At 75.0% G+C, this 11,551-nt stretch carries 9 protein-coding genes; 2 read left to right on the forward strand and 7 right to left on the reverse strand.

Annotated elements, in window-relative coordinates; translation table 11 throughout:
* Window positions 1-48: 48 nt before the first annotated feature.
* From AC156L_RS11550 to AC156L_RS11560, 3 genes are read right to left on the reverse strand one after another with little or no spacing between them, the layout of a single operon-like run.
* Window positions 49-4,113 carry a TIGR02680 family protein gene (locus AC156L_RS11550; protein WP_330883796.1) on the reverse strand — a complete coding sequence of 1,355 codons (4,065 nt, stop codon included), beginning with the start codon at window positions 4,111-4,113 and terminating at the stop codon, window positions 49-51.
* On the reverse strand, window positions 4,110-5,324 hold the full coding sequence (locus AC156L_RS11555; protein ID WP_330883798.1) for a TIGR02678 family protein: 1,215 nt from the start codon (window positions 5,322-5,324) through the stop codon (window positions 4,110-4,112). Before AC156L_RS11555 ends, AC156L_RS11550 begins: the two co-directional genes overlap by 4 nt.
* Window positions 5,321-6,811, reverse strand: coding sequence for a DUF2397 domain-containing protein (locus AC156L_RS11560; RefSeq protein ID WP_330883800.1), 1,491 nt, complete (start codon window positions 6,809-6,811; stop codon window positions 5,321-5,323). Before AC156L_RS11560 ends, AC156L_RS11555 begins: the two co-directional genes overlap by 4 nt.
* Window positions 6,812-6,927: 116 nt before the next feature.
* Between AC156L_RS11560 and AC156L_RS11565 the strand changes: the two genes are divergently transcribed.
* Entirely contained in the window at window positions 6,928-7,866 is a 939-nt protein-coding gene (locus AC156L_RS11565) for a cobalamin biosynthesis protein (protein ID WP_330883802.1), read from the forward strand.
* A 10-nt stretch (window positions 7,867-7,876) separates the two neighbouring features.
* Here AC156L_RS11565 and AC156L_RS11570 read toward each other — a convergent pair whose 3' ends face one another.
* Genes AC156L_RS11570 through AC156L_RS11585 form a run of 4 tightly spaced genes read right to left on the reverse strand, consistent with a single transcriptional unit; the run spans window position 7,877 to window position 10,508 of the window.
* The gene (locus AC156L_RS11570) at window positions 7,877-8,674 is read right to left on the reverse strand and encodes an SURF1 family cytochrome oxidase biogenesis protein (protein ID WP_330883804.1); all 798 of its coding nucleotides are present in this window, start codon (window positions 8,672-8,674) and stop codon (window positions 7,877-7,879) included.
* Window positions 8,675-8,699: 25 nt separating this feature from the next.
* A complete protein-coding gene (locus AC156L_RS11575; RefSeq protein WP_330883806.1) occupies window positions 8,700-9,239 on the reverse strand; it encodes a DUF1349 domain-containing protein in 540 nt (179 codons plus the stop codon).
* A 7-nt stretch (window positions 9,240-9,246) separates the two neighbouring features.
* Window positions 9,247-10,056, reverse strand: coding sequence for a fructosamine kinase family protein (locus AC156L_RS11580; protein ID WP_414720128.1), 810 nt, complete (start codon window positions 10,054-10,056; stop codon window positions 9,247-9,249).
* On the reverse strand, window positions 10,053-10,508 hold the full coding sequence (locus tag AC156L_RS11585) for a low molecular weight protein-tyrosine-phosphatase (protein WP_330883808.1): 456 nt from the start codon (window positions 10,506-10,508) through the stop codon (window positions 10,053-10,055). The genes AC156L_RS11580 and AC156L_RS11585 overlap by 4 nt, the downstream gene beginning before the upstream one ends.
* A 53-nt stretch (window positions 10,509-10,561) precedes the next feature.
* Between AC156L_RS11585 and AC156L_RS11590 the strand changes: the two genes are divergently transcribed.
* Entirely contained in the window at window positions 10,562-11,548 is a 987-nt protein-coding gene (locus AC156L_RS11590) for a polyprenyl synthetase family protein (protein WP_330883810.1), read from the forward strand.
* The last annotated feature ends 3 nt before the right edge of the window (window positions 11,549-11,551 follow it).

An 11,551-nucleotide genomic window follows, 5' to 3' on the forward strand; every position in this document is an offset into this window, starting at 1 on the left:
CGACGCGCCTTCGTCCGGCGAGCCGAGCAGGCCGCGCACCGAACGCCATCAGGGGTCGACCCGGTCCAGCGCCGCTCCGTCCCACGTCGTCTGGGTGCAGGCGACGCCGCGGCCGTTGCGGGGGCGGAGGACGTCGTAGATGTGCATCCTCGGGATCTTGTCGGAGACTCCCCAGCCGCTGGGCCAGGTGATGACCCAGTCCATGTCGAGGTCCACGAGCAGGCCGAGCATGCGGGCGATCGTCGGGTCGTCGAGGCGCTCGAACGCCTCGTCCAGCAGCACCAGCCGCAGCGGGTCGAACGACTCCTCGCCGCTGCCCACCGCGTCGTAGAACGACGCCGCCGCGGCGAACAGGGTCACGTACGAGATGAGCCTGGTCTCGCCGGACGACAGCTGCTTCAGGCGCCGCTCACGAGGGTTGCCGTCCGGGCCGGTGTCGCCGACGGTGACGGTGAACTGGTGCCACGTCCGGTAGTCGAGGGCGCGGGACAGGACCTCGGCGTAGTTGCCCGAGTCCGCGTCGCGCTCGGTCTCGATCCGCTCGGTGAACACCCGCCGCAGCGCCTCGTCCTGCTCCGGCGTCCGGTTCGCGAACGGCTCGCGCACCAGCGCCAGCGCGCCGCGCGTCTCCTCGTCCAGCGCGGACGACGGCTTCCACGACAGCTTCACGTGCACGCCCTGGCTGGACCTCGCCCTGCTGAGGACGTCGTTCATCCGCTTGCACAGGTCCTCGGCGACGGCCACCTGCCCGCGCAGCCACTCGGCGAGGTCGCGGATCAGGTAGTCCGCGAACACACCCTGGTACTGCTCGTTGAGGAAACCGCGCTGGTCGGCCAGCTTCGCCGTCACCTGCCTCGCCGCGACGGCCACCGGACGGGTGCCCTCCTCGCCGGTCACGGTCACGGTGAGCAGCCCCGCGTGCTGCTCGGCGGCGATGTCGTGGCTGCCCGCGAGCGACGTCTGCAACGCCTGCAACCTGGTGATCACCGTGGCCTCGCCCGCGCCGCGCCGGTCGCCCGCGGCCGTGATGGCCTCGCGGATCGCCTCCAGGTCGTCGGCCGCGTCCGGCAGCGCGGCGACCAGGATGCCTGGCGCCGCGACGGTCGCCCGGAACAGCTCGGCCACGCGGGCCTCGTCGGCGGTGGCGCCCGCCAGCTGCTCGCGGGCCCCGTCGAGCTGCGCTTCGAGCTTCGCCGCCTGCTCGCGGGCCGACACGACCTGTTCGCGCGTCGACTTCAGGTCCTCGCGGAGCTTCCGCCGCGTCGACTCCAGCGAGCTGAGCTGGGCGGCGATCTCGCGCGCCTCGCCGCCGATCGCCTCGGTCAGCTCGGCCAACGTCGTGGCCTGCGTCGCGTGGTCGACGCAGCGGCTCTCGGCGTCGGCCTCCGCGGCGGCCCGGTCCTCGCCCGCCGCGTGGAAGCGGTGGGTCGCGTCCGTCAGGTCCGTCACGGCACCCCGGCACTGCCTGCGCAGCAGGTCGCCCAGCCGGTCCGCGGTCCGCTGCGCGTCGCCCGCGGCCTGCTGGGCCTGCCGCAGCCCCTCGGTCTCCGCGGGCAGCCCGGCCTCACCGGCCTGCCGCACCAGCTCGCCGCGCACGGCCTCGCCGCGCGCCTGCGCCTCGTCCAGTTCCGCCCGCAGCTCCCGCGCCCTGGCCCCGGCGCGGTCGGCCGACTCGCGCGCGGCCTGCTCCCGGCTGTGCTTGGCGATCAGGTCGCCGTCGGACGGGAAGCCGTCCAGGTGCGCTTCCCAGCGCGTCACGCGGTCGCGCGCACCCGCCAGCTCGCCCTCCGCCACGCCGAGCTCACCGCGCAGCTCGGCCAGCTCGTCCTCCAGCTCGCCGATCCGGCGCCGCCGGGCGGACTCCCGCGCTCCCGCGCCGATGAACTCCGCGGCGGGCTTGCGCCACGAGCCGCCGAGCACGCCCGCCCGCCAGCGCCCGTCGGTCGACAGCGCCAGCCCGCTCCCGGTGTCCAGCGACACCGCCGCGAGCAGCCCCGCGACCACCTCGGCGGGCACCACGGACCCCGGCTCCACGGCCGGGACCAGCACCGACGCCAGCGACGGCCCGGTGACGGCCTCCCGAGGGGTCGCGGTGACGTCGTCGGCGACCGCCCCGTCGACCGCCACCCACGCGTCCAGCAGCCCGCTCGCCTGGAGCGCCGATTCGAGCCCGGCCCGCCCGGCGTCGTCCACACCCGCGTGGAAGTCGACCAGCCGGTAGAACGGCGTCCCCGTCAGCGGGTCGCGCGAGGACGACACGTAGCGGCCGGGCTCCGGCGCCCGCTCCTCGCCGGAGCGCAGCCCGGCCAGCTCGGCGTCGAGCCGGTCGATCCGGCCGCGCAGCTCCTCCTGCCGCAGCACGAACGCCTGCGCCGCGTCCCGCGCCGCGCGGACCAGGGGAGCGGTCCACTCCCGCGCCGCGGCCGTCACGGTCCGCGCTACCTCCGGGTCGACGGCCTCGGGCAGCTCGAACGACCGGTTCGGCAGGCCGTCCGCCAGCGGGCCCGCGCCGCACCAGCGCTCGACCTCCTCCAGCCACGTCCGCGCGACCGCCGCCAGCTCACGACCCTCCCGGTCGCGCAACGAGGAGGCCTCGGCCGCGGTGGCCTGGGCGTCCTTCGCCTTCTGCCGCAGCGCCTCGACCTTCTGCCGCTCGCGGTCCAGCTCACCGGCCCGCTGGTGCAGCGCGAGCGCCAGCGCGCCGCGCTGCCGGGCCGACGACGCGATCCGCGAGGCCGCGTCCACGGCCGTCTCCAGCCCGGCCAGCACCGCGTCCGCGGGCACCGAGGGCGGCACGCGCCGCTCCGTCGGCAGCGGCTCCGCCTCCGGGTCGGGCTTCACCCGCACGAGGTGCGAGGTCACGGACGCCTCGGCGTGCGGCACCTCCGGCACGGCGGGCGCGGGCGACGGGTCCAGGCCCGCCGCCCTGAGCTGCTGGCGCAGCGGCTCGGTCAGCTCGTCGGCCGACCCCAGCTCCTCCCGGAGCCGCCGCAGCGACCGCAGCACGGCCTCGACGGCACCGTCCTCCTGGAGCCGCTGCTTGTTCGCCATCTCCAGCGCGGCCACGGCCGACGACCGCTTCTCCGCCACGAGCTTCTCGCGGGTCTGGAGGTCCTGGAGGTCGCGGAACGCGGGCAGCTCCTTGAGCGCCGCGATCGTCTCCTCGGCCTGCTCCTCACCGGTCTCCAGCGCGGCCTGGGCGCTCTCCGCCTCGGCGCGCGACGACCGCGTCCGCTCCAGGTCGCCCTCCAGCCGGGCGCAGGCGCGCGCGAGCTTGCGCACCGCGTCCTCGGCGCCGCGCAGCCGCTCGGCCGACGAGCGCAGCCCGCCGAACGCGTAGTCGGAGTAGGTCTTGAGGAACGTGCCGAGCGCGGCGTCCGCCGACGACAGCCGGGTGATGTTCTCCCGGATCGACTCCAGGTCGTCGAACGACGTCGCCAGCTGCTCGACCATCGTCTGGTCCAGCGGCGGCAGCGCGTCGGACAGGATCTGCTCCAGCTGCCCCTCCAGGACCTTCAGGCCGACGTCGGGGTTCCGCAGCGTGCGCTGGAGGTGCAGCAGGTCGCCGTACCGGGCGGCCGGGACGCCGTAGACCGTCTCGGCGACCTTCGCGCGGAACGCGGCGTCCTCCAGCACGCAGTCCGCGCCGATCGCCTCCCGCAGGTGCGCCGGGCCGAGCGGGATCCGCTCGTGGCCCGCCAGGTGCAGGTCGTGCCCGACCCTCGCACGCGTGATGAACCGCCACGAGTCGGTGATCGCCTGCGACGTCTTGGACGCCTTCACGCCCAGCCCGCAGGTCAGGAACTCCTCGACGCCGTCGACGACCCGGCGCAGCTCGATCCACGCGTAGCCGATCCGGTTCGGGCCGCCGTTGTAGTCGTCCAGCATCAGCCGCCGCAGGCTGACCGTGTCGAAGCCCTTCGAACCGACCTGCCGCAGGTCGCCGTCCAGGCACAGCGGCAGCAGCAGCTCCAGCGTCCGCGACTTGCCGGACCCGTTGGTGCCCTGGAAGATCGCGCGTCCGCCGGAGAAGTCGAACGTCTGCTCGGCGTACTGCCACACGTTGACGATGCCGCCGCGGTGCAGCCGCCACCTGTCCCGCCCCAGCGTCACGACACGTTCTCCTCGTCGAACAATGACCAGCTCGGCACTTCGGGCTCGATCGGGGCGGGGGCGGCGACCTCGCGCTCGGGATCGCCGTCCGGTTCGGGTATCCACCGGTGCGCGGCGGGGTTCAGCAGCCAGCCGTCGTCGCACTCGACGGCCAGGCCCATGCGGCGCAGCAGCTCCGCCACCTCGACGGCGAGCTTGGTCGGGTCGTCGACGATCTGCTTCGACCAGGCCGCCGGGTAGTCCTCGACCAGCTGGTCCAGCACCTCCCGCAGCCGGGCGACCGCCACCGGGTGCCTGCCGTCGGGCCGCGTGATCGGCTCGTCGGCGGCGTCGTGCTCCAGTTCCAGCAGTGACGGCAGCGCCAGCAGGGCGAGCCGCGCGACCGTCGACGTGCCGGGGAAGTACATGTCCGTCAGGTAGTCCTCGGGGTCGGCCGCGAGCACGCCCTCCAGGCGCGACTCGGTGAACAGCCCGAAGCACTTCTCCAGCAGCACGGACTCCTTGCGCTGGTTGCGCCGCAACCAGTCGGCCTGGTCGGGCGGCAGGTCGGCGTAGAGCACCAGCGGCGTCTCCACCAGCCTGCGCCGCACCGCGTGCTCGACGCCGCGCGGCCCCGGCCTGGCCGCCAGCGCGACCAGCCGCTCCGGCGAGTCGGCCTCGGCCACCGGCCCGGTCAGCAGCTGCCCCAGCAGGTCGGTGTCGATCGTGATCAGCGCCTCGGTCTGGAGGTCGGCGCCGACCTGGCCCTCGGTCTCGTGCAGCACGCCCAGCGACACCAGGTGCCGCAGCGCCGCCGTCAGCGCCCGCCGGTCGACCACGTCGTCCACCACGTCGATCCCGGCCTCGGCCGCGGCGGCCCGCACGTCCGACACCAGCCGCGACAGCAGGGCCTGCCTGCCGACGCCGGTCAGCACCCCCAGCGTCAGCGCCAGGTAGGCGTACCCGCGCGGCGACATCCCCGGCACGCCGCGGGTGTCGTCCACCCCCGGCCCGGCCTTGTACAGCCGCGCGAACCGGCGCTCCACCACCAGCCGGTAGCCGAGCAGGCCCGCGAACAGGTCCTGGAGCGCGAACCGGTGCCGGTACACCAGCGCCAGCAGCTCGCCGTCCGGGCCGTCGCCGCGCAGCAGCGGCCTGCGCAGCAGCGTGCGGGCGCAGCGCACCACGTTCGCCGCGTCGATGTCGGGGAGGTCGTCCAGCGGCGTGCTCATCCGCTCAGCGCCAAGCGCGCGTCGTGCAGGGTCAGCGTGCCCGCCGCCGAGGTGATCCTCGTGGTCTCGCCGGGCGCGTGGTCGACGGTGACCCGCAGGCCGCGCACCGGGTCGGCCGCCGACCCGGAGTCGACCGCGCTCTCCCGCTGCGCCATCGCCAGCGTCAGCAGCTCGCACAGCACGCCCAGCGCGTCGCCGGACAGCGTCGTCGAGTCGAGCCGGGGAGCCGCCGAGGCCAGCTCGGCCACCGACGCGGCCCGGTGCTCGTCCGCCTCGCGGGCCGCGGCCAGCAGCGACTGCTCGGTGATCGGGTCGTCCAGGATCCGCGACGTCCGCCCGCGCGCGCCGCGGTCGCCCCGGCTGCGGACGCTCACCGTCACGTCCCGCACCGGCCCGTCGCGCCACGCCGTGCGCTCGTTGTCGCTGTCGTGCTCCGGCGCGGGCAGCACGTGCCGCGCCGAGTACAGGCCGAACGCCGCCGCGTACAGCTCGTGGCCCCGCTCGCGGGTGCCGGAGTCGAACCACGCCGCCAGCTTCAGCAGCTCCGCGCGCCTGCCCGGCAGCAGCCCGCCGCCGGAGGTCGCGCGCTTCACCGACGCCAGCAGCGACCCGATGGCCCGCGCCGTCGCCTCGCGCAGCGCCGTGACCTGGCTCGGGTGGCCGGGGCGGTCGACGAACCAGCCCGTCAGCTCCGACCAGTCCGCCGCGGACCGGCCGCGCGCCCGTTCGACCTCGCCGCCGAGCCCCTCCGTGCCGCCGAGCAGCCGCAGCAGCTCGCCGCGGGCCCGCGCGAGCCCGGCCAGGGCGTCCGCGATGGCCGGGGTGTGCCGGAGCACGTCCTCCACCACCATCTGGATGTACTCGACCAGCAGGTTGCGGAACCCGGAGATCTCCTCGGGCGCCAGGTGGTGCCGCGTCACGACCTGGCCGAGGTACGCGTAGAAGTCACGCACCGTGGCCGCCAGCTCGGCGTGCTGGAGGAAGACCGTCGTCACCCGTTCGGCCAACACCTCCCGCGACCGCCTGCCCTCGCCGGTGACCAGCGCCTCGGACAGCGCGCCGCCCAGCTCGCCGAGCCCGCGCTCGATCGCGGGCAGCAGCTCCCGCGACACCTCGCGCGCGCCCTCGGGCACCCGCAGGAGCTGGTCGACGTCGCGCTGGACCCGCACCGCGAGCTTGCTCACCTGGTAGCGGACGCTGCCGTGCTGGAACTCGGCGATGCTCGCCGCGACGACCTCCCGCCGCCCCTGCACGAGGTTGCCCCACTCCACCAGCTGCTTCAGCCGGTTGATCACGTTCTCGATCCGGGACTCGCCCGCGTCCACGGTGCCCAGCCGCTCCGCTCCCGCGAGCGCCCCCGCGACCTCCCCGGCGGACAGGTCGGCGAGCAGGGTGGACGTGAACAGACGCATGATCGCCAGGTAGGTGCGCTGGTGGTCGCGCGCGTCGAGGTACGCGTAGAGCTTCAACCGGCCTGCTGGTTCCACGGTCGGCACCCTAACGCCGGCCACCGACAGTCCCGGACATCGGGAACCGCGCCCCTACCTCGAACGGGTGACGGCCGACGCTATACGGTGCCGTGTCGACTTCGGGGAGGTCTGCCTTGGGCGTGGGACGAGCGGCCGGATTGTTGCTGGGAGTAGCCGCGGACGCGGTCTTCGGCGACCCCCGGAGACATCACCCGGTGGCGTTCTTCGGTCGAGCCGCCGGGGCGGCCGAGGAGAGCACGTACCGGGACAGCCGGGCGGCCGGTGCCGGGCACACCGCGCTGCTCGCGGGCGGCGTCGTCGCGCTCGGCGTGGTCGTGGAGCGGCTGAGCGGTCGCAACGAGCTGGTCAGGACCCTCACGACGGCCGCGGCGACCTGGGCCGTCCTCGGTGGCACGTCGCTCGCCAAGGAGGGCACGGCGATGGGCCGTGAGCTCGACGAGGGCGACCTCACCGCCGCGCGCGACCGGCTGCCGAACCTGTGCGGCCGCGAACCCGCGGCCCTGGACACGCTCGCGCTGGCCAAGGCCACCGTCGAGTCCGTCGCGGAGAACACGTCCGACGCGGTCGTCGCGCCGCTGCTGTGGGGCGCGGTCGCGGGCGTGCCGGGCCTGCTGGCCTACCGCGCGGTCAACACCCTGGACGCGATGATCGGCCACCGCTCGCCCCGCTACCAGCGCTTCGGCTGGGCCGCCGCCAGGCTGGACGACCTGGCCAACCTCGTCCCCTCGCGCGCCGCCGCGCTGCTCACGGTGGCCGCGGCCCCGGTCGTCGGCGGTTCGGCCGCCGAGGCGTGGGAGGTGTGGCGGCGCGACGCGTCGGCGCACCCCAGCCCCAACGCGGGCCAGGTGGAGGCGGCGTTCGCGGGCGCGCTGGAGATCCGCCTCGGCGGGCGCACCGTGTACTCCTACGGCGCCGAGGACCGCGCGGTGATGGGCCACGGCCGCAACCCCGACGCGGGCCACGTGACCAGGGCCGTCGAGCTGTCCAGGGTGGTGGGCGGGCTGTCGGCGCTGCTGGCCGCGGCCCTGGCGCTGTTCTCCCGCCGCCGCTAGCGGGGAGGGGTCAGCGCACGAGCTGGTCGTTCGCCTCGTCCTCGGCCAGCATCTCCGCGACCGACTTCCGCTTGGGCCGGGGCTCCGCGAGCGCCCCGCCCGGCTGGATCTCGCGCCAGCTGAAGTACGCCCAGCCGCCGAGGGCCATCACGCCGAACGCGATCCACTGGAGCGCGTAGGAGAAGAACGGCCCGGAGTCCATCCGGGGCAGCGGCAGCGCGTTCAGCACACCGGGCTGGCCCTCGGAGAGCTGGAAGTAGCCGGGCCGGACGTCGAGCCCGGCCGCGCGGCCGACGACCGCGGAGTTGATCGCGTAGACCTGCCTGCGCCCGTCCTCGGTGAACGCGTCGCGGTTGTCCGACTCGCCCGCCCGCACCCACGCCACGGCGGTCACCTGCTCGGAGGGCGCGACCGGGAAGTCCGGCACGCTCACCCCGCTGGCGGGCCGCACGTAGCCCCGGTTCACCAGCACGGTCTGGCCGCTGTCCAGCGCGAACGGCGTGACCACCTCGAAGGCGGCCTCGCCCTGCACGGTCCGCAGCCTGGCCACGGCCTCGCCCTCGGGCAGGTACCGCCCGGTGAGCGACACCTTCGTCCACTCGACCTCGGCGTTGGACCGGTCCAGCACGGTGCCCACCGGCGCCGGGTCCGTCGCCATGGCCTTGGTCAGCGCGGTGTTCTGCGCGACCCGCTCGTCGTTGCGGCCGAACTGCCAGGGCATGAGCATCGTGAAGCACGCGCCCGCGAACACCCAGACGGCCAGCGTCAGGGCGAGCCAACCAGGTCGGAGCAGGAACCGGAACCGCACACCTCCACGGTAGGCGCTGCGCGGATCAGGAGCTGATCAGGGTCCGTTCGAACCTCGCCTCGAACCCCCTGCCGGTCGGCGCCGCGCACATCACCCCGACGAGCGCGCGCACGCCCGGCGGGAAGTAGGCGAGCCGCAGCATCGTGACGGGTTCGGCGTCGCCCAGCCCGTACCGGACGGTCACCGCGTCGCCGGTCCGCTCCGCGGAGATCGTGACCCGGTCCGCCGAGGCGACGGGGACGACCGACCAGTCCGAGACGCCCCTGGTCACGACCGCGCTGATCTGGAACTCGCCGTCCACCAGCTCGACGCCTGCCTTGATCCAGTTCTCCTCGTCGATCCGCAGCGCGATCCCGGCCTGGTCGTACAGCTCGGCGTAGTCCGCGCTGAACGTCGTCCGCACCTCGCAGTCGCCGTCGACCCACCGGCCGCGGACGTGCCCGGTGTCGCGGACGAACCCGTAGTGGGTGGTGCGCCAGAAGTCGGTGTCCGGGTCGGCTGTGACGAACAGCTCCCCCTCGGCGCCGGTCGACCACTTCGCGGGCTCGTTGATCCATTCGTCCATGGCACCATCATCGCGCCGCGGCGACCGTCTGCGCGGCGTAACCCCGTCCGAACAGCACCACGTGCACGAGCAGCGGGAACAGCTGGTGCAGCCCGACCCGGTCGGCCCACCCGTCGGCGAGCGGCCGGACCTCCTGGTAGCCCGCGACGACCCGGTCCAGGTGGGGGCAGCCGAACAGCCGCAGCATCGCCAGGTCCGTCTCCCGGTGCCCGCCGTGCGCCGCCGGGTCGACCAGCCACACCCGCCCGTCCGCCGACCAGAGCGCGTTGCCGGTCCACAGGTCGCCGTGCAGCCGGGCGGGCGGCTCGCCGGGGTCCTCGGCGCGGGCGACGCGGGCGGTGACGACGGCGGCCTCGGCCCCGGTGAGCAGGCCGCCGTCGACCGCGGTCCGCAGGTACGGCTCGACCCGGTGCTCCCAGTACCACTCCGGCCAGCGCGCGCCGGTCCCGTTGCGCATCGGCGCGAGCCCGATCGCCGCGTCCACGGGCCCGCCGGGCGGGGGAGAGCCGAACTCGGGTGCGCCCGCGCCGTGCAGCGCGGCCAGCTCGCGGCCGAACGCCTCGGCGGCCCGCGCGGTGGGCCGTCCCGGCGGGACGAGGTCGGTGACCAGCCAGTCGCCGCGCACGCCGTGCACGCGGGGCACCGGAGGGCCGCCGGGCACGGCCAGCCACCGCAGCGACGCCGCCTCGGCCCGCGCGGACACCGTCTCCTTCGCCACCACGTGCCCGCCGTCGGCCAGCTCGACGTCGTGCACGTCCCCGCTGATCGGCCGGGCCGACCGGGCGTCCAACCCGGCCAGCTCGACGACCGCGGTCACAGCCTCTCGCGCACCCACGCCAACAGCCCCGGCACCGCGGCCTCGGTCATCGCCAGCACCCGGTCGAACCCCTCGCGGTCGCCGTAGTACGGGTCCGGCACGTCCACGCCGTCGGCGTCCGGGTCGAACGACCGCAGCAGCCGCACCCGGTCCGGGTCGCCGGACAGCCGCCGCAGCTCCCGCGCGTGCCCGGAGTCCAGCGCCACCAGCAGGTCGGCCCCCAGGTGCAGGTCGCCGACCTGCGCGGCCACGTGCTCCGACGGGTAGCCGGCGTCCACGAGCGACTCCGCGGCCCGCTCGTCCGCCGCGTCCCCGACGTGCCAGCCGCCGGTCCCGGCGCTGGAGACCTCGACCACGTCGGCCAGCCCGGCGCGGCGGACGTGCTCCCGGAACACGATCGCGGCCACCGGCGAGCGGCAGATGTTCCCCGTGCAGACGAAGCTCACATGCATCCCCCGACCCTAATCTCAGCGGCCTCTCAGGTCGCGCGGACGACGATCACCCCGTGCCCACCACCACCGCTCCGGCCATCGGCCTCGCGATCCCGGCCCTCGCGCGAGCGCTGCCGCGCGTGGAGGACGAGATCCGCCGCATGGCGACGTCGTCCTCGCTGCCCATCGTGAACGAGCACTCCGGCCGCGTCACGGCGGCGGGCGGGAAGCGCCTGCGCTCCGTCCTCATCCTCGCCGGGACCCTGGCGGTCGGCGGGAGCGTCACCGACAAGGCCGTCACGGCGGCGGCGTGCGTGGAGCTGCTGCACGCCGGGTCGCTCGTGCACGACGACCTGATGGACGACGCGGCCGAACGCCGGGGTGTGCCCACGGTCAACGCCTCCTGGGGTCCGGGACCGGCGGTGCTGGTGGGCGACTTCATGCTCGCGCGCGCCAGCCAGGTCGCGCTGACGGAGATCTCGCCGTTCGCCGCCGAGCGGCTCGCCGCGGCCGTGGCCGACCTGGTCGAGGGCCAGGTGCTGGAGGTGCTGGACCTCTTCAACCCGGACCGGACGCCCGAGGCCGCGCTGCGGTCGATCGCGCTCAAGACCGGCGCGCTGTTCCGGACCGGCTGCGTGCTGGCGGCGCACTGCGCGGACGCCGACGAGGCCACCGGCGCGCGGATGGCCGAGTACGGCGCGAGGTTCGGGCTGCTGTTCCAGATCCTCGACGACCTGCTCGACCTCGCGTCCACCCGGCTGCGGCTCGGCAAGCCCGTCGGCAACGACGTGCGCCAGGGCGTCTACACGTTCCCGCTGCTCCGGGCCATGGATCCGGGCCTGCGGGCGCTGCTCGTGCGCGAACCGGGCGACGACGAGGTGGCGGAGGTGCTGGCCAGGCTGCGCCGGGGGCCGATGGTCGAGGACACCCTCGCCCACTGCCGGGAGCTGGCCCGCCAGTCCGTCGAGGCCCTGCCGGTGCTGCCCGCCTCGGAGACGGCGGACATCCTGCGCGAACTGCCCATGGCCTACCTGAACTGGGCAACCACGCTCATCGCCTAGAAT

The sequence above is a fragment of the Umezawaea sp. genome (assembly GCF_057122925.1).

What these genes read in the sequence shown, in the direction of transcription:
- AC156L_RS11555 (WP_330883798.1), bottom strand. Translation starts at nt 5,324, where the DNA reads ATGAGCACGCCGCTGGACGACCTCCCCGACATCGACGCGGCGAACGTG.
- AC156L_RS11575 (WP_330883806.1), bottom strand. Translation starts at nt 9,239, where the DNA reads ATGGACGAATGGATCAACGAGCCCGCGAAGTGGTCGACCGGCGCCGAG.
- AC156L_RS11585 (WP_330883808.1), bottom strand. Translation starts at nt 10,508, where the DNA reads ATGCATGTGAGCTTCGTCTGCACGGGGAACATCTGCCGCTCGCCGGTG.